The sequence below is a fragment of the Peptoniphilus grossensis ph5 genome (assembly GCF_000311825.1).
GTDB classification, from domain to species: domain Bacteria; phylum Bacillota; class Clostridia; order Tissierellales; family Peptoniphilaceae; genus Peptoniphilus_A; species Peptoniphilus_A hominis.
The window spans coordinates 64,470-82,445 of the sequence record NZ_HE978570.1; the positions used below are offsets into that span (position 1 = coordinate 64,470).

23 protein-coding genes and 2 other annotated features are annotated in these 17,976 nt (G+C 33.0%); of the genes, 4 read left to right on the forward strand and 19 right to left on the reverse strand.

Features of this window, described 5'->3' with window-relative positions:
• Positions 1 to 100: 100 nt before the first annotated feature.
• The 8 genes from HGPG_RS09515 to HGPG_RS09545 all read right to left on the reverse strand — a co-directional run bounded on the left by HGPG_RS09515 (position 101) and on the right by HGPG_RS09545 (position 5,104).
• Positions 101 to 460, reverse strand: coding sequence for a YraN family protein (locus tag HGPG_RS09515; RefSeq protein WP_019125856.1), 360 nt, complete (start codon positions 458 to 460; stop codon positions 101 to 103).
• Complete coding sequence (locus HGPG_RS09520) at positions 454 to 1,071, reverse strand: ribonuclease HII (RefSeq protein WP_019125857.1); 618 nt, start codon at positions 1,069 to 1,071, stop codon at positions 454 to 456. The genes HGPG_RS09515 and HGPG_RS09520 overlap by 7 nt, the downstream gene beginning before the upstream one ends.
• The gene (gene ylqF / locus HGPG_RS09525) at positions 1,058 to 1,909 is read right to left on the reverse strand and encodes a ribosome biogenesis GTPase YlqF (protein WP_019125858.1); all 852 of its coding nucleotides are present in this window, start codon (positions 1,907 to 1,909) and stop codon (positions 1,058 to 1,060) included. Before ylqF ends, HGPG_RS09520 begins: the two co-directional genes overlap by 14 nt.
• Positions 1,910 to 2,353: an HAD hydrolase family protein gene (locus HGPG_RS10620; protein WP_019125859.1), complete on the reverse strand. Its 444-nt coding sequence runs from the start codon at positions 2,351 to 2,353 to the stop codon at positions 1,910 to 1,912. It abuts the gene before it with no gap.
• Between the two features lie 55 nt (positions 2,354 to 2,408).
• On the reverse strand, positions 2,409 to 2,735 hold the full coding sequence (locus HGPG_RS10625; protein WP_019125860.1) for an HAD family hydrolase: 327 nt from the start codon (positions 2,733 to 2,735) through the stop codon (positions 2,409 to 2,411).
• A 7-nt stretch (positions 2,736 to 2,742) separates the two neighbouring features.
• Entirely contained in the window at positions 2,743 to 3,831 is a 1,089-nt protein-coding gene (gene ychF, locus HGPG_RS09535; RefSeq protein ID WP_019125861.1) for a redox-regulated ATPase YchF, read from the reverse strand.
• A 144-nt stretch (positions 3,832 to 3,975) separates the two neighbouring features.
• Positions 3,976 to 4,473: a hypothetical protein gene (locus HGPG_RS09540; RefSeq protein ID WP_019125862.1), complete on the reverse strand. Its 498-nt coding sequence runs from the start codon at positions 4,471 to 4,473 to the stop codon at positions 3,976 to 3,978.
• Positions 4,454 to 5,104 (reverse strand): hypothetical protein, encoded by a 651-nt coding sequence (locus HGPG_RS09545; protein WP_019125863.1) that lies wholly within the window; start codon positions 5,102 to 5,104, stop codon positions 4,454 to 4,456. The genes HGPG_RS09540 and HGPG_RS09545 overlap by 20 nt, the downstream gene beginning before the upstream one ends.
• Positions 5,105 to 5,273: 169 nt before the next feature.
• Between HGPG_RS09545 and HGPG_RS09550 the strand changes: the two genes are divergently transcribed.
• From HGPG_RS09550 to HGPG_RS09565, 4 genes are all read left to right on the forward strand, one after another.
• Positions 5,274 to 6,641, forward strand: a complete 1,368-nt coding sequence (locus tag HGPG_RS09550; protein WP_019125864.1) for an ATP-binding cassette domain-containing protein — start codon at positions 5,274 to 5,276, stop codon at positions 6,639 to 6,641.
• Complete coding sequence (locus tag HGPG_RS09555) at positions 6,631 to 7,470, forward strand: ABC transporter permease subunit (RefSeq protein ID WP_019125865.1); 840 nt, start codon at positions 6,631 to 6,633, stop codon at positions 7,468 to 7,470. The genes HGPG_RS09550 and HGPG_RS09555 overlap by 11 nt, the downstream gene beginning before the upstream one ends.
• A 126-nt stretch (positions 7,471 to 7,596) precedes the next feature.
• Positions 7,597 to 8,118: a sigma-70 family RNA polymerase sigma factor gene (locus tag HGPG_RS09560; RefSeq protein WP_019125866.1), complete on the forward strand. Its 522-nt coding sequence runs from the start codon at positions 7,597 to 7,599 to the stop codon at positions 8,116 to 8,118.
• On the forward strand, positions 8,108 to 9,148 hold the full coding sequence (locus HGPG_RS09565) for a DUF4179 domain-containing protein (RefSeq protein WP_019125867.1): 1,041 nt from the start codon (positions 8,108 to 8,110) through the stop codon (positions 9,146 to 9,148). Before HGPG_RS09560 ends, HGPG_RS09565 begins: the two co-directional genes overlap by 11 nt.
• A gap of 72 nt (positions 9,149 to 9,220) precedes the next feature.
• On the opposite strand, the gene HGPG_RS09570 is transcribed toward HGPG_RS09565, so the two are convergent.
• The 11 genes from HGPG_RS09570 to hflX form a co-directional block, all read right to left on the reverse strand.
• Positions 9,221 to 10,042: an ABC transporter ATP-binding protein gene (locus HGPG_RS09570; RefSeq protein WP_019125868.1), complete on the reverse strand. Its 822-nt coding sequence runs from the start codon at positions 10,040 to 10,042 to the stop codon at positions 9,221 to 9,223.
• Positions 10,029 to 10,913 carry an ABC transporter permease gene (locus HGPG_RS09575; RefSeq protein ID WP_019125869.1) on the reverse strand — a complete coding sequence of 295 codons (885 nt, stop codon included), beginning with the start codon at positions 10,911 to 10,913 and terminating at the stop codon, positions 10,029 to 10,031. The genes HGPG_RS09570 and HGPG_RS09575 overlap by 14 nt, the downstream gene beginning before the upstream one ends.
• A gap of 32 nt (positions 10,914 to 10,945) precedes the next feature.
• Complete coding sequence (locus HGPG_RS09580; protein WP_019125870.1) at positions 10,946 to 11,935, reverse strand: ABC transporter substrate-binding protein; 990 nt, start codon at positions 11,933 to 11,935, stop codon at positions 10,946 to 10,948.
• 39 nt (positions 11,936 to 11,974) lie between these two features.
• Positions 11,975 to 12,207, reverse strand: a binding site (T-box leader).
• Between the two features lie 104 nt (positions 12,208 to 12,311).
• Complete coding sequence (locus HGPG_RS09585; protein ID WP_019125871.1) at positions 12,312 to 13,286, reverse strand: ABC transporter substrate-binding protein; 975 nt, start codon at positions 13,284 to 13,286, stop codon at positions 12,312 to 12,314.
• Positions 13,287 to 13,335: 49 nt separating this feature from the next.
• Positions 13,336 to 13,564 (reverse strand) — a binding site (T-box leader).
• A 77-nt stretch (positions 13,565 to 13,641) separates the two neighbouring features.
• The gene (locus tag HGPG_RS09590; protein ID WP_019125872.1) at positions 13,642 to 14,079 is read right to left on the reverse strand and encodes a hypothetical protein; all 438 of its coding nucleotides are present in this window, start codon (positions 14,077 to 14,079) and stop codon (positions 13,642 to 13,644) included.
• Between the two features lie 110 nt (positions 14,080 to 14,189).
• The gene (locus tag HGPG_RS10020) at positions 14,190 to 14,621 is read right to left on the reverse strand and encodes a hypothetical protein (protein WP_019125873.1); all 432 of its coding nucleotides are present in this window, start codon (positions 14,619 to 14,621) and stop codon (positions 14,190 to 14,192) included.
• A gap of 233 nt (positions 14,622 to 14,854) precedes the next feature.
• Entirely contained in the window at positions 14,855 to 15,046 is a 192-nt protein-coding gene (locus tag HGPG_RS09600) for a hypothetical protein (RefSeq protein ID WP_019125874.1), read from the reverse strand.
• A complete protein-coding gene (locus tag HGPG_RS09605) occupies positions 15,039 to 15,221 on the reverse strand; it encodes a hypothetical protein (protein WP_019125875.1) in 183 nt (60 codons plus the stop codon). Before HGPG_RS09605 ends, HGPG_RS09600 begins: the two co-directional genes overlap by 8 nt.
• A gap of 12 nt (positions 15,222 to 15,233) precedes the next feature.
• A complete protein-coding gene (nadE, locus tag HGPG_RS09610; RefSeq protein ID WP_019125876.1) occupies positions 15,234 to 15,950 on the reverse strand; it encodes an NAD(+) synthase in 717 nt (238 codons plus the stop codon).
• Between the two features lie 15 nt (positions 15,951 to 15,965).
• Positions 15,966 to 16,598: a YigZ family protein gene (locus HGPG_RS09615; protein WP_019125877.1), complete on the reverse strand. Its 633-nt coding sequence runs from the start codon at positions 16,596 to 16,598 to the stop codon at positions 15,966 to 15,968.
• Positions 16,591 to 17,880, reverse strand: a complete 1,290-nt coding sequence (gene hflX, locus HGPG_RS09620; protein ID WP_019125878.1) for a GTPase HflX — start codon at positions 17,878 to 17,880, stop codon at positions 16,591 to 16,593. Before hflX ends, HGPG_RS09615 begins: the two co-directional genes overlap by 8 nt.
• Positions 17,881 to 17,976: the final 96 nt, after the last annotated feature.

The window sequence follows — 17,976 nt, forward strand, 5'->3', positions numbered from 1 at the left end:
TTCATACAAAATTACTGTGTTTTTTTCTATTAACTATAATAACACAAGTTTTTTAATAATCAAATATTTATTGCAAATAAAAAACTAGGCTTAACCTAGTTTATGAAAGCATAAATGCCGACTCTATGTGATTGATTTCCTTTTCCCTAAAATAAATTTCAATTATGTCAAAACGCACCATTATGTCAAAAAGATTTTTCTCCATAATATATGCTGTTGCTGTCTGTATTATGTTTTGCATTTTGAATTCAGTGACAGCTTCGTAGGCGTCGCCATATTTTCTTGAGTTACGAGACTTTACTTCTACAAAAACTATTTCATCCTTGTCCCTTGCTATAATGTCAATCTCTGTCCCAAGAGCCCTGTAATTTCTTTCTAATATTACATAGCCCTTTTGCTCCAAAAATTTTGTGGCAATGTCCTCTCCACGATTTCCAAAAAATAAATTGTGTCCTACCATGATTTTATATTCTTCAAAAAAGATTTTCTGTGCATTACTGTTGGACCATAAGCCTTAAGTGCCTCTCTGTGATACTTTGTGGCATAGCCCTTGTGCTTTTCAATGCCGTAGTGAGGATATTCTTCTGCCCACTTGTCACAAAGATTATCCCTATAGACCTTTGCAATTATAGAGGCGCAGGCAATGGAGTAGCAGGACTCGTCGCCCTTAATGATTGCTTTCTGAAAAATTCCTGTTTCAATTGTCTCTGCATCTATTAGAACGCAATCTGCACTAACTTTTTTGCCTTCCTTGTCACGCAAATTTTCAAGAGCATTTATCATGGAAATGTGTGTCGCCATTTTTATATTTACCTTGTCAATTATATCTGGGTTTGCTCTTCCTATGCCAACAGCAAGGCAAGACTCCAAAATTTTTGGGTAAAGTTCTTCTCTCTTTTTGGGACTAAGTTTTTTTGAATCATTTACTCCCTCGATGAAGTCATCCTTGGGCATAATAATTGCACAGGAAACTACATCGCCAAAGAGGCAACCCCTGCCAACTTCGTCAATGCCGCAGATATTTTTGTATCCCTTTTCGTAATATTCATTTTCAAAATTATAAAAATTCATTGGGCTCCTCCAAAGTTATTCTTCCAAGAGTTCCCTTTCTAAATTCGTCTAAGATAATTCCAGAAACTTTTTCATAATCTATGAGACCCCCACGCATAAGGGCACCCCTGTTTTTTCCAATTTCATCCATAATTTCAAGGGGCGACATTTCTTTTATGTCAGAAATTTTATATCTCTCTTCAAGAAAAGCTGGTGCAATATTTTTTAATTTTTCAATTAATTTTAAAGCTAGAGTTTCCCTATCCATAATTTCATCTTTTATGGCACCAGTAAAGGCAAGGTTAAGTCCAACCTTTTCTTCGAACTTTGGCCACAAAACTCCTGGCGTGTCTAGGAGATGAAGCTTTGAGTGAATCTTTATCCACTGATTTGTCTTTGTAACTCCAGGTCTATTGCCAGTCCTTGCAGATTTCGTGCCAGAAATTGAATTTATAAAAGTTGACTTGCCAGAATTTGGTATGCCCACAATCATTGCACGAAGTGGACCCTTTTTTAGACCCTTGTCCTGGAATTTTTTTATCTCCTCTGCCATGAGTTCTTCAGATTTTTTTACAACTAAATTTACATTGGGCTTCATGGCATTGTAAGAAATTGCAAAATTATTTTCGTCAGTGATTTTTTCCATCCACTCTTCATTTAATTTTGGATCTGATAAATCAGACTTGTTAAATATTAAAAGTCTCTTTTTATTTTTTAAAAGGTCCTTAAAGAGAGGGTTCCTACTTGAATAGGGAATGCGAGAGTCAATTATCTCGATTACAAAATCCACGAGTTTTAATTTTTCCTCAATGTCTTCTATGGTCTTTTTCATGTGACCTGGATACCAGTTAATATTCATTTAATCACCAAATAAAACCTTGTCTAAAATTTTTACTGCTCCATCGTTGTTGTTGTCGTAGTCAGACACAACATCGGCCGCCTCTCTTAGTCTTTCAACTCCATTTTTCATGGCAATGCCAAGGCCAACAGACTTTATAAGCATTACATCGTTGGAGTCGTCGCCAATTGCTGCAACATCTTTTAAGTCAATGTTCCTAATTTCTGCGTATTTTTTTACGCCGTAAAATTTGTCGCCAGATTTTTGCAAGACTTCAAGCATCCACTTTGGCTCTCTTCTAATTTTCATGATGTGAAAATTAAATCTATCAGAAATTTCGTCTCTCATCCTATTTCTAAGGCCTACTAAATCGTCATGGCTGCCTGCAAAGACAATGGAAAGAGGATTGCCCACTAAGTTGTCAAAATCATCTAATCCTAGATTTCTTCCCCTAAAGGCGTCCACATAAGTGCCCTCAAAATTTGTAAAATTCTTTTTCTTGTAGACAAGATCAATCCCGTCATCTCTCTATGTGAAGTGATGTAAAAACTTTGTCATTGTCATCAAAGGCCATGACCCTCTTTAAATCCTCGTCACTAATTGGATTTACATAATGAACCTTGCCAGATAAATTATCTCTAATTACATTTCCATTGTTGCAAATTAAATCTATGTCAACCTTGTTTCCCACAAATTTATGGGCAGAATAGTATTCTCTTCCCGTGGCTACCACTGGAATAATATTATTTGATTTTAGTTTTTTTACAAAGGATTCAAAACTCTCTGTAATGACCTTATCTGTAGTCAAAAGAGTTTCGTCTAAATCCATAGAAACCATTTTAATCATAAATCACCTATACATTAAATTTAAAAACAATTACATCGCCATCTTCTACGACATAATCTTTGCCTTCACTTCTTATTAGTCCCTTTTCTCTTGCCACAGCAACAGAACCTGACTCAACTAAGTCCTTGTAGCTAACAGTGTCAGCTTTTATAAAGCCTCTTTCCATATCTGTGTGGATTTTTCCTGCAGCTGTTGGAGCCTTTGAGCCCTTCTTAATAGTCCAAGCCCTAGTTTCCATTTCGCCCGTAGTTAAAAATGAAATTAAGCCTAAAAGTTTGTAGGAAGACTTAATTAATTTGTCGAGTCCTGAAGAATCGAGACCAAGTTCTTCCAAGAAGAGTTCCTTTTCATCTTGGTCTAGAGCAGCAATTTCTGCTTCGATTTCTGCAGAGATGACAACAACTTCGTCGCCAGATTTTTCTGCATAAGCTCTAACTTTTTTTACATATTCATTGTCTTCCTTGTTTATGTCTTCTTCAGCCACATTGCAGACATAGATGACTGGCTTTGCACTTAGAAGAGAATAATTTTTTATAATTTTTTCTTCTTCCTCGTCAAGTTCAACTTCTCTTGCAGGTCTTCCTTCTTCCAAGGCTAATTTTATTTTTTCCAATAGATCTCTTTCCTTGGCAAGAGATTTTTCTGCTCTAGCTTTCTTTACCACCTTGCCATATCTGTTATCCACTTGTTCAAGGTCTGAAAAAATTAATTCCAAATTTATATTTTCAATATCACGAAGAGGGTCGATAGAGCCGTCAACGTGAATAATATTTTCATCGTCAAAGCATCTTACTACATGGACAATGGCATCAACTTCACGAATGTTTGATAAAAATTGATTTCCAAGTCCTTCGCCCTTGCTGGCACCCTTAACAAGACCAGCTATGTCATAAAATTCTATATTAGTGTGAACAATTTTTTCTGACTTGCTCAACTTTGCAAGCACATCTAATCGCTCATCAGGTACATTTACAACCCCAACATTTGGCTCAATAGTTGCAAAGGGATAGTTTGCAGCTTCAGCACCGGCGCTTGTTAGGGCATTAAATAAAGTTGACTTACCAACATTAGGTAGTCCTACGATTCCAAGTTTCATTAGAAAACCTCCATTCAAAGTAAAATTATATCACAATTAGAAAGCTTAGGTATGTAAATTAAAAAAATAGTGCTAATCTTTATGACTAACACTATTATTTACCGCTTAAATTAAATTTTCAAATTAAACTATAGAATATTTATTTTATATCCTATCCCCAAAATTGGATATTTTTCCATATCCATGTATCGGAGAATCGACTCCCCTCGTTAAATCTGTGTCCATTCTAAAAAAATACTTTCCATCTATATAATGTAAATTATTAAATTGAGCACGATCTGACCCATTTAAAGACATATTTTTTTCTCCAACATAGTGGTATGACCAATTTCTATACGCTTTCTCATATAAAGAAATAACAAATGCTGGTGTAAAAGTAGTTCCTTCATAAGTAGAATTACAATAAATTGTCGTATAACTATTAGTTAATGTGAATTTATCAGAAGCTAGTCCTTGATAAAAGGAATAATCAAATGAACCGTCAGAGCTCATTCTATCTTCTCTACTCGCCCAATTAAAGATACAATCATCACTCTCCTTTTTTCCATCAACGATTTCATTGCTTGTAGCAAATACACTAGAAGAGCAAATCAATATCATAATTGATACTAAAACAAATTTCTTACAAAACCTTTTTATCATTAAAACCTACTAAATTTAACTTGAACGGAATTTTACAAATAACTTCAGCTGTAATAATAGCAGATAATAAACCTAATAAGATATTGTCTAAATTAAAGCTTTTGTATATAAAGAATTTCACCACTTCTAACGAAATAATAATAATTGAAATAAATATATAGTAATTTCTATGGTATTTAGTTTTGATAAAAATAAAAACTGGAATTAGATAAATAATTGGAAATATAATAAATTTAAAAAAAGAAAAATAATTTAGTTTACTTGTTAAAGTCAAAAAATCATAAAAATAATTTATAACTGATTTAAATGGAATCACATTAACTGTTGGATAATTATAATTAATATTTCTGATAAAAATGAAAAATATAAAGAATATATATACGAAAATCGAAATATATTCTGTTATTTTTAATAATATTTTTCTTTCATTTCCATTTATCGATAAAACAACTAGATATGCCAGAACCAATAAAAATAATAATATTATAGAGAAGCGCATTAAAGTATCATTATCAATAAATAATTTTCCTCTTATCATACCAGGTAAAACACTTATTAACATTACAAGTAATGACAATATACCCAAATAAAAACTTGTTAGATAGATTAAAGATAAAATTTTCTTTTTCATAATGCCCCCTAAATAATCAAGAAATTATTTTTAGCTTGCTTTATTCATTTACTATGATATTACTTTTCCCTCAAAAAAACAAGCTCCTTTTTCAATAATTTTTCTATCCTTTTATTTAGCTATTTTTTATTGTATAATGAGTTTATCAATTATTAAAGAGGTGAATAGTATGAGTGCCATCGTCATAAATGACCTGACAAAACGCAAGGGCAAGGAAAAAGTCTTATCAAATTTAAATTTAGAAATTTTAGATGGCGAATTTTTCTCTCTTCTTGGAACAGAAAACTCCGGAAAGACAACTCTTGCTAGAATTATAATGGGATACTTAAAACCTGGTAGTGGATCTATTAGGGTTTATGATATGGATTCATTTAAGGAATCAAAAGAAATAAAAGAAACTGTGTCCTTCGTATCTGAAGATATGATTTTCGATTCAAAGATAAAATCTTATACTTTATTAAAGAAGACACTTAGCGCACATGGTTTGTCTAACACAGAAGACATTGATGTCCTTTGTGATTATTTTGAATTTAATTCAAACCTTCGCATTTGCGACTTGAGAGATAGAGAAAGAAAACTCTTTGCAATTATTAATGCCTTAGTTATAAAACCAAGACTTTTAATTTTAGACTCTCCAGCAAAATTTTTAGAAGAAAAGGATATAGATAGACTCTTCTCTCATGTAAAGAGATTAAATGAAAGTGAAGGCTTAACAGTTTTACTACTCTCTGATTCTCTCAGAGAGGCAAAAAAATATTCTTCAAGAATTGCCTACTTGTCTGATGGAAAAATCCAAGACACTGAATACAATAATGTCAAGGCAGCTGGAGACAAGGTTTTAAAAATTGACTCTTACAGAGGAAATTTAAATTACTTTACATCTATTGGCGCAAGAATTATTAAGGATGAGGAAGATGAAACAATCCTCTACTATGATGGAGCCCTTCCTGAACTTTCAAAGGTGATCTATGAAGAAGCCCTTGAAAATTATGTACTTGAAGATGCAAAATTATCTGACAAGGTAAATGCTTACTACAAGGGAGAAAATGCAAAGCTTCCTAGAAGAAAAGCTCCTGCTCCAGTAAAAGATGTAGAAGAGACTCCTACAGAAAAAATTTCTAAAAGTGGTCTTGAAACTTCCGAAGTTAATGGAGTGACAGAAAGCACAATAAAAATTAGCGATGCAGAAAATAATTTTTCCGAAGTAGAAGGCGTCAATTTAGAAAATTCTGAAAAAGATGTAATTCACAACACAAAGACAAATCTTTTTGTCGATGAAGATAAAGTTGTTCTCGGAGAAGAAAATTCTCCTGAAATAAAAGAAGAAGTTTCTCCTGAATTAGAAATTGAAAAACCAGAAACAATTAATGAAGTTGAGCCTAAGCTAGAGGAAAACTTTGTTGATAATAAAGAAATTTTCCACGACCGTTCAGAAGAAAATAGAAAAGACGATACAATTATTTTTAAAACCTCTGATGAAGGCGTCTTTAATGCAACAGAAGAGACAAGGCTAAAGGAGGATAAAGATGATATTTAATATGGAATTTAAATCAAATTTTGCAAAGATGATATCTTGGGCAATCGTCCTAATAATTTTACTTGGACTTATGCTTGCTTTCTATCCTTTCCTTGCAGAGTCACAAATGAACTCACTATTTAATTCAGTTATGGAAAGCTTTAACGAGCCAACTAGAAATATTTTGGGAGTTTATGAAGGCATGGATATAGTAAATATTGGCGATTACCTTGCCCTTGTTTACCATTACCTTGCAGTTTTAATATTTGTATTTGCAATGCAACTTGGAGCAAGTTCCCTTGCTAAGGAACAAAGCTCTGGCAACATTGAATACATTTATTCAAATCCAATTTCAAAATCAGAAATCGTAACAGGAAAAATTGCTGCCAACTTGTTGACTTACATCTTATTTTTAATAATTATGGGACTTGCAACAGTTGGACTTGTTCTTGGAATTTCTTCCATAGGAATTGGAGCAAGTGATGCTGCTGAAATAACAAGCTTTGAAATTTTTGAAGCAGTAGTAAAAGTTTTCGTTGGACTACTTGGCTCAGGTCTAGTATTTATGTCCATTGGCTACTTCTTCTCTTCAATGTCAAAATCTTCACTACACCAAGATGCAGTAGCTGCCCTATTTGTATTCTTAATTGTACTACTTACAATTGTTGGAAAAGTTATGGGCGATGTATTTGGCATGGTTGTATCTTACTTCCCTAACGAAGCCTTTAGACCTTGTAGCTTTGTCAGTGCAGACCTAAACCTATTTGGCATAATAGCAAATGCAGTAATCTTTATCCTCATGATAGTATTGACTTACACAATATATTCAAGTAAAGAACTTAAATATTAATTTTAGAAACTACCTTGTAAAACGAGGTAGTTTTTTTGTGCTCAAAATTATTTTTCATAAATTCTAATTTTAAAAATTTGTCAGAATTATTATCTCTATCACGAATATATTAGTGAAGGAGGAAATATGGATAATAAAGACTTGATAGAAAGGCTAAAAAATAAAGATGAAGATGCCCTTTATATATTTATTGAAGAGTACGGAAAAATATTAAAGGGTGTTATTTCAAAAACGCTTTGGAAATATCCAAACCTTTGGGAAGAAGCCATGAATGACGCACTTTTAAGTATATGGCAAAATATTAAATACTTTGACCCAAGTAGGTCTACTTTTAAAAATTGGTGTGCCCTTGTTGCTAAGTATAGAGCCATAGATATCCTTAGAAAAGAAATTAAATTTGAAAGCCTTAGACTAGATGAAGATTCAAAAATCGTCGATTCAGATTTATCTTCAAATCTAGAAATAGAAGAAATTCTTTCACTTTTAAATGACGAAGACAAAAAACTTTTTGAAAATATTTTTATCCATGGGCTCTCCTATAAAGAGGCAGCATCTAAACAAAATATTTCCACAGCAAATGCCTATAAAAAAGTTAGCAGAGGAAGAAATTTTTTAAAAAAATGGAGGGAAAGTTTTTATGAAAAATAATATTTATGATGAGTTAAACGACATGAAAATGGAATATGAAGAAGTTCCTCTTAATGATTTTGAAAGAGAAAATCTAAAAAGAACTGTGAGATCCTTAAAAATAAAAAACAAGAAAAATAAGTTTAATAAAAAAGTGGCGGCAATAGCAGCATCACTTATTTTAGTTTTTGGCATATCAAATTACACATCCGGTGGCTATGTCTTTGCTAAGACAAGAGAATTAGCAAGTAACTTTAAAATTACTTTATCTAATGCCATGGGACTATCAAGGGAAGTTGATGAGTACAGCGTAAATTTAAACGAAGCTTTTGAAATAAATGGCAAAAAATATATTTTTGATAAATTTATTATTGAAGATAATAATTTATACACTGTAATTTTGAGCTTAAATGACACAGAAAAAATTCTCTCTGGAGAAGTTTCCTTAAGTGAACTCAAAGTTAATGGCAAGAAAAATCAAATTCTTAGCTCCAGTGGCTCTGGATATACTTTACCTGAAGATAAAAAAGTAAATGTCTATACTCTTAAATATGATTTAGAAGACTCCTTGCCAAAAGAAGGCAAAGTTAATTTAGAATTTTTCTTCGATGAATTTTTAGGAAACGAGAAAAAAATTAGTCTCTCAACAAATATAGATATGTCACAAATGCAAATGAATAAAAATCTTATAGCAAAGGACTTTACTATTCCAAATACAAATAATATTGTCATTGAAAGCTTTACTACAAGCCCAGCTTCACAAAAAATTGTACTAACCTATCCTGACACCGAAGATGGATATATTTATTCAATAAAAGCCAGAGATTCCAAAGATAGATTTGTTTATTTTGAAACATGTGAAGCAGAAAAAAACAAATCCAACCTTTACTTCTCTCCAGTCACTAGCAAAGTTACTGCCGATGAACTTTTAAATGAAATAAAAACACTAAAATGCCAATTATACAGAGTGACAGTCCACAGCTATGACGGCAAAGAAATGCTTATTGGAGAACAAGCAATTGGTGATGAGTTCACTCTCACTTTAAAATAAAATTTTACATTAAGGAAAAAGTCCTACCCGACAAAAGGTAGGACTTTTTTCCATACAATTATTTTATGAGGTTTATGCGATTTTTTCTATTTGTTTCATATTTTCTAAACTTTTTAATTTTTCTGATTCAATGTTATTTGATTCTTCAATTTTTTCGTTGTAAATTCTATTTAATTCTTCTTCTGTGACTTCATTTGGAAGGATGTCTAGGACAACTTCACCCTTATTTAGCATTATTATTCTGTCAGAATATTCTATGGCGTTCTTAAGGTTGTGAGTAATCATAAGTGTTGTGATCTTTTCTTTTTTTATTAAGTCGTTAGTCTTATCCATGATTAACTTTGATGTCTTTGGATCAAGGGCTGCTGTGTGTTCGTCAAGTAAAAGTATCTTTGGTTTTTTTACTGTCGCCATTAATAGAGATAGTGATTGTCTTTGTCCACCTGATAAAAATTTTACTTGTGTCTTTAATTTGTTTTCAAGTCCAAGGTCAATGGATTTTAGTTTTTCAATTATTTTTTCATTGTTGTTCTTGTCGATTAATTTTTTGAAGGTAAATTTGTTGCCCTTCTTAAATGCCATAGACATATTTTCCAAAATATTTAAGCTTTGGCAAACTCCCTTTGATGGGTCTTGGTTTACCTTGCCAATGTCAATTGCCCTCTTGTCTTCAGATAATTTTGCAATGTCCACATCGTCTAAGAGAATTTCTCCCTTGTCTGGGTTAAGTGAACCACTTATCATGTTAAATAGTGTGGACTTGCCACAGCCATTTGGTCCTAAAATTGCAACGCACTTATTGTCTTCGATTTCAAGGGAAAAGTTATTAAATACTTGATTTTCTTCTTCCATTCCCTTGTAAAAAGTTTTTGATATATTATTAATTTTTAGCATTTTCTTCCCTCTTTCCCTTTAATACAGATAGCCCCTTGGAGGAGACATTGTTATAAACTATAAAGAATACTACTATTATTGCAGTTATTCCCTTTAAATCACTTGGAGCAAGTCCAATGTAAAGGGCTATGCCGTAAATGATTCTATAAATTATTGCTCCGATTATTGCCCTTGTGGTTCTATTTAAAAAGTTTGCGTTCTTTAAAAAGGCATCACCAATGATAACTGATGCAAGAGCTGATACGATTATGGCTTGACCCATAGTAATGTCTGCGTAGCCATTTGACTGTGCCATTAAGGCTCCTGCCAAGGCTGCAAGGGCATTTGATATTATAAGACCTATGGCTATATACTTGTCTGGATTTTTGCCAAGAGCCTTTACTAGACTTTCATTGTCCCCCGTTGCCAATAAGAGGTAGCCTCTTTCTGTCTTTAAGAACCAGTCCAAGGCAATTTTTATTATTAGGGTCATAATAATTAGGATTACAATCTTTGGTAGGCTTTCAAAAAGTTGAAAAACAGTTTTGTAATCAAAGAAGGTAACATTTGGCGTGCCAGTGATTCTCAAGTTAACTGAATATAAAAATGTCATAGTCAAAATCCCTGCAAGGATTGCCTGAATTTTAAATTTTCTAAACAAAACATAAGTTATATATCCGCCTAGGCCACCTGCCATAAATGAAAATAGCATTGCAAGTAGTGGGTTCATTCCAAGTGTTAGCATCTTTGCAAAGACAAAGGCTCCCAGTGGAAAGGTACCTTCCACAGACATATCTGGAAAATCTAAAATTTTAAAGGTTATTACTACTCCTATTGTCAATATGGAAAATATAAGTCCCATGACAATGGATTCCATTATTACTGAATTCAACTTTCTTCCTCCTAAAAATTTTCGTGAATTTATTATTCAACGACCTTTGCATCTTTCATTAAATTATCGTCTTCACTTAGTCCAAGTGCATCAGCAGTTTTTTTGTTTACAACCTTTCTTGTTTCAGTTGAAAAAGCTACTGGAACTTCAGAAACTTTTTTGCCGCCAAGTATTTCACTTGCCATGCCAGCTGCCTTCTTTCCAAGATCAACATAGTCAACGCCTGCACTAATTAAGATTCCATTTTCAACAGGTCCTTCTTCTGATGCAAAGGAAGGAATTTTTGCAGCCTTTAAAGATTCTGCAATAATTGTTGATGCAGATGAAACTGTGTTATCTGTAATTGCCATGAAGATGTCAATCTTTGGTTCAATTGTCTTTATTGCCGTTGATACATCGTTAATATTATTTACTCCAACTTCAACTACATTTAGTCCAAAGCCTGCTGCTGCTTTCTTTAATTCTTCAATTTGGAATTTTGAATTGGCTTCGTTAGTAGAAAACATTACGCCAATATTTTTTATATCTGGAAAAATTCCTATCATTTCTTCAAGTTGTGCTTCTATGGAGAAGTAATCACTAACTCCTGTAATATTTCCTTCAGGTTCTTCCAAGTTCTTTAATAGGTCTGCACTTTCAGGGTCAGTTACTGCGTTAAAGATAATTGGAATTTCCTTTTCGCCATTCTTTGCACCTTGTGCAGCTGGAGTTGCAATTGCGTAAATCAAATCAACTTTTTTATCTTGAAAAGATTTAATAATTGATGGGACAACTGTCAAATCTCCATTGGCATTTTTTGAAATAATTTCAACATCTGGGTTAGTCTTTTTTATTTCATCTTCAAAACCTTGTCTCGCTCTTTCAAGGGCAATGTGGTCGGCAATTTGAATGACACCAATTTTTTTTGCACTGCTAGTTTCCTTAGCAGTTTCTTCTTTCACATTTTCACTATTTCCACTTTTGCCACAAGCCACAAGGACAAGGGACATAATAAGTAAAACAAACAACTTTCTAAATTTCATAAAAAACCTCCATAAAATAAAAAAAAAGCCTTTCATCCACATTGGGACGAAAGACTGACTTCGCGGTACCACCCGATTTTATAATCTAATAAGATTACCTCACTTTAAGGTCTAACAACCTCTAGCCTCAGTTAACGGTGGCTTCCGTACTTGCCTACTAATTTCAACAAATAAGCTTTAGAGTGTATATTAAACTTTTGTGTATTGCCTTGCACCAGACGGCAACTCTCTTAAATCATCAAAAATTCTTTTTTCTCTTTCAACGCTTTTATTAAATTAAAATGATTATAATCTAGTAGCAAAACAAAGTCAAGTCTTTTTTTATTTTTCCCAAAAAATTTTTTTATTTAGTTTTATTGAATGAAATTTATTCCTTTTATTTTAAAATTTCAGCATCCTTTAAATTTTCGTTGTTTAAGTCAAGTCCAAGAGCCTCTGCAGTTTTTCCATTTACCTTTTTCTTTGAAGTCTTGTTGTCCTCTGCGTGAATGTTTTTAATGTCTTCGCCCTTTAAAATTTTTATGGCAAGATCAGCTGCTTGTCTTCCATGTTCGTAGTAGTCAACGCCTTCGCTCATAAGTAGTCCCTTAGAAACTTGTCCCTCTTCTGCTGAAATAGATGGCACCTTGTCCTTTAACAAGTGCTCAGCAACGATTGGACCAGCTGAGGCAACTGTATTGTCTGTTAGGGCATAGTAAGCATCGATCTTTCCAGTTAAAGTTGAAAGAGCTTGACCAATGTCGTTAATATTATTTATTCCAACACTTTCAAGTTTAAGTCCAAGCTCGTCACAAGCCTTCTCTAAAGCTTCCACTTGTACCTTTGAATTGGCTTCATTAGTTGAGAAAATTGTTCCTATAGTTTTTATGTCAGGATAAATTTTTAAGAAGGATTCGATTTGAGCCTTGGCAGAAACTGCATCATTAACACCAGTGATGTTTGTAATTTTATCTGGCGCTTCAATTAGTCCTGCTTCCACTGGGTCAGTAACTGCTGAATAGACAATATTTTTATTAGGAAGAGCAGTCTTTGCTCCCTGTGCAGCTGGAGTAGAAATAGCATAAACTAATTTGTAGTCATCGCCTTCAAATTTTTTTGGTGCAGTAGTAGTTAAAGCTTGGTCGCCTTGCAAATTTTCCACTTCAACTTCTGCCTCAATGCCTTCTTCCTTTAACCTATCCTCAAAACCCTTTAGGGCATTGTCAAGGGACACGTGTTCAATATATTGAATTGCTCCAATTTTTATTTTTCCATCTTCTTTTTCTGTTTTTTTGTCTCCACTACAAGCAACAAGGGATGCAGCAAGGGCACCTAATACAAGAACTTTTACCATTTTCTTTAAATTTTTCATTTTTGTCCTCCAAAAAATTATTTAAAATAATAAAAAAATCCTTCACCCCATATAGGGCGAAGGATTCGCGGTACCACCTAAGTTCGAAATATAAATATTTCCTCAATAAAGATCTAACAATCTCTAGTCCATGATAACGGTGACTGCCGTGAAGATCTACTTGTTTTCAATCTTCATGCTTTAGAGTGAATATATGATATTAACTTGTCTGTGGGCTCTCACCATCCCCACTCTCTTTGAGACTTATTAAATACCTTTTTCTCTTTCTTCGCATTTATTATTTTATTAGAAAGTATTATAGGCACAGGAAAATTATTTGTCAAGAAAAATTTTAATTTTCTTTTTTATTTTTTACTTAATTCCCTTGAACAATTTTAAAATCTATGTCGATTTCTCCGCCTTCAGTAGGACTAGCTAAAAATTTATAATCAACTTTATCTTTTTTTATTGGAGCAGATGTCTCTCCATCTTTTCCAGCTTCAACAATTACAGGGTATTCTCCATTTATTTTAATTTCTACTGGATATTCACCCTTATTTTTTATCCAAAAATTCACTTCACTTCCATTGAACTTTTCTAAAGAGCGCTCTTGTTGGAAAGCAAAACCTTTTTGACTTCCATTGTCAACAAGGTATAGCTCATTAGATTTTTTGTCATCTTCTTTTTTTTGATTGATATTTTCTGCAGTTTCTTTTTTATTTTCTTCTTCTACACCGTTAGTCTTTTTTGCACATGCTGATAAACTTATCAAAGCTAAAGCAACAGCAATAACAGTTAAAAATTTTTTCTTCATTTTAAACCTCCAAATCTTAATTTACAAAAAATGCCACAAAAAAAATACTTCGTGGCATTAAAAAACAGATATAGCAATTTTAAATTATAAGATTCTTGGAACTATTAAAATTAATCTCTTTGAACAATTCTAAAATCTATATTTATGTCTCCACCTTGAGGACAACTAGCTGTAAACTTATAATCTTTACTAAATCTTCCGACTGAAGTTGATGTATAGCCTTGTCCTCCTGCTTTTACAGTAACAGCATTTCCACCATTAATTTTTATAACAACAGGGTACCTGCCATTATTTCTTATCCAAAAGTTTACTTTACTTCCATTCCCTTTCGTCAATTGACAATATTTTTCATACTCAATTCCTCTGTAAGAGCCTGTAGTAATAACCATGCCATAAGGAATGATTTCTTTATCTTCCTTATCAGTATACTCTATGATTTGTTCTCTATATTGATTATTAACTGTATCAGAATTTTTTGCAAATGCAGGAACTGTAAGTAAAACACAACCTAATACAATTGTTGGAACTATAGATTCCTTCATTTTATCCTCCTAAAAATATATCTGTTTTTGAACAAATTATATAAATAATTTATTTATTACCTGTAAAAATATTGTAATTTTTTTGTAAATTTACAAATCAGTTCTATACGGAATTATTATTTTGTCTTATGAAGATTTTTAACTCTTTCTTTTAACATTTGCATCTCTATTAAATAAATTTTAGTAAAAACTTTTTTATTAACAGTAAAAATATTGTGATGTTTTTGTAAATTTTAATTTTCTTTTTTATTTTTTATTTTTTCTATGACAAAGTAAGTTAAGAGGTACAAGGCAAAGGCTATTAGGGCAATTTTTAATTTTTCTCCCTCATAGGTCCCAAACTTGTAAATAAAAAATTTTCTCACAAGTATTAAGTAAGCAAATAAGACTAGGGCATTTTTGATGTAGTCTTTCATCTTAACCATTTCTCCTTGAAATGACATAGATAACAAAGCAAGTTATTAGATAAACTCCAATGACAAAAATGTATTTGTAGATCAAGTCTGAAATAATTATTTCAGAAGTAAAATATTTATACAAATCAAAAATTGCCATTATGACCAATAAAATTGATAAATTTCTAAGTTGATGATTTCCCATAATTTCACCCTTTTAAATTTCAAATTTTGGAGCCATGACTCTCTTGTGAGAAGAGTTTTTGTGCATCCTGTCGATTTTTTCTTTTATTTCTTTTTCTGGAACTTTTTCTCCCCTAACGTAGGAGTCGAGAACTTCATAAGTAAAGCCCATTTCATCTTCGTCAGTTTGTCCCACCCAAAGTCCTGCTGATGGTTTTTTATTTATTATAAATTCTGGAAGTCCAAGTTCCTTTGCTATTTCAAAAATATCTGTCTTTAAAATATTTGCTATTGGCATTATGTCTGCACCAGAGTCGCCGTATTTTGTTGAGTAGCCAAGATACCATTCGCTGGCATTTGATGGACCAAGGACTAGGTAGCCAAGGTCTTGGGCATAATAATAAAGTGTTGTCATCCTAAGTCTTGGCTTGATGTTTGACCTTGCCATCTTGTTTTCTGATGTAAAGGATGCCTTCATGAGCTCTTCAAAGGTGCTTGTCAAGTCAATTGTCTTTGTCTCTAAATTTATTGCCTTTGCAACTTTTAGGGCGTCTTCTCTATCCTTATCTATGCTGTCACAAGGCATAATTAGACCAAGAGAATTGTCTGGAAAAACTCTTTTGGCTATGGCAGCAATAACTGCTGAATCAATTCCACCTGATAGGCCAAAAATAAATCCCTTGGCGCCAACTTTTTTTGCATAATCGCCTACCCATTTTACTAAATCTTCTGTAACTTTTTTATAATCCATAATGTCTCCTAATTTTTAATAAATAATTTTTCCCTCAATAGTTGGAAGTTCAATTTCTTCTAAGTCTTCACTTATAAAATTTGCAGAGGTCAAGTCTCTAATTTTGTCTAAAATGCTTTTGTCATCTGCAATATCAATTGTGGCCTCAACCTTATCTGTGTAATTTTCTTCAATGATTTTAAAATTTTCATTGGCAAGTAAATTAATTATAGCGCCATGAAAGGTGTAATCATAAATTATTTTTGTCCTTGTGAAATTTTTCCTCACAACTCTTTTGCCTTCATCAAGGGCCTTTACAACTGCATCAGTATAAGCGCGGACAAGTCCACCTGCTCCAAGCTTTGTGCCGCCAAAGTAACGAGTGACAATGACAAGGACATTTCTCATGTCTTCTTTTTTTAGGACTTCAAGCATGGGCACACCAGCCGTGCCAGAAGGCTCTCCATCATCAGAATACCTCTGAGTAAGTCCATCCTCGCCAATAATGTAAGCATGGCAGTTGTGAGTAGCAGACCTTTCAATTTCCTTTACATCTTTTAAAATTTCAAGAGCTTCTTCTTCACTTTTTACGAAAAAAGCTCTTCCAATGAAAATAGATTTTTTTATTTCAATTTCAGCTTTTCCATTTTTTAAAATAGAATTATACATTTACAACATAATCCTTTACTTTTTCGTATTCCCTTTCCTCTAGCTTTAATTCCAAATAAATTCCGTCATCTTCATAAAGAGGCTTTGCATCAAATTTTTCCACTAACTTGTAGAGTAAATCTGTGTCGCTGTAGGCAAATTTTAATTTCACATCAAAATATTTTTCCTTGAGATTGTCTTCGATGATCTTTAAAAGCCCATCCATGTTCTCGTCATTTTTGGCAGAAATATAAATCTTTTTCTCTGGCAAAACTTTTAGGGGAAGATTTATGTCCTCTGTATTTACCTTGTCAACCTTGTTAAAAACTGTGATTATATTTTTATCTAAGACATCAATGGCCTTTAAGATAGACATAGTAGTCTTGTACTGAATTTCTAAGTCCTCACTTGATGCGTCGATGACATGGAGAATTAGATCTGAATACTTGATTTCTTCAAGAGTCGACTTAAAAGCCTCAACGATTTTTGTGGGAAGCTTGGAAACAAAACCAACAGTGTCAGAAATTATAAACTCACGACCAGAAAGGAGCCTTGCCTTTCTTGAAGATGGGTCAAGAGTTTCAAAGAGCATATTTCTCACAGAGACCTCTCCTGAGTCTTCATCCTTTAATCTATTTAAGATTGTGGACTTGCCTGCGTTGGTGTAGCCAACAAGGGAGACAATGGGAATATTGGAATCAAGTCTTCTAGTCCTTGTGGTGTCTCTAGTCTTCTTTGCCTTGTCAAGCTTTTCCTTAATCTTGTCGATTTCTCTCTTTAACCTTCTCCTGTCAGTTTCAATAATTTGTTCACCAGGTCCTCTGGTACCAATTCCACCGCCAGTCCTTGACCATCCGTCGATGCCAAGAAGTCTAGGCAGTTGATATTCTAGCATGGCAAGCTCAACTTGAAGCTTAGCCTCATAAGTTGTGGCACGAAGTCCAAAAATATCTAGGATTAAATTTGTCCTGTCAATTACTTTTTTCTTTATTCTCTTCTCCAAGTTCCTAACTTGTATGCCAGAAAGCTCGTCATTAAAGACAACGGCATCAACTTCTAAGAGCTCAACCATTTCCTTTATCTCGTCAACCTTACCTGACCCAATTAAATATTTTGGATTGAACTTTAAAATATTTTGCGTAACTTCACCAACAACCTCTGCCCCATCTGCAAAGACAAGGTCACTAAGCTCCTTCATAGAAGTCTCAAGGCTGTGAGGGTAGGCGCCAATATTTGTGCCGACAATAATAACTCTCTCTAATTTTTTATTTGAATTTAAATTCTCTAAATAAACATTATCCATGACTACATTATACTACATAATGCTGTCATAAAAAAATAAGCTAATACTATTTAGCTTATTAACATAATAGTAATCATCTTCTTAAAATGTTATAAT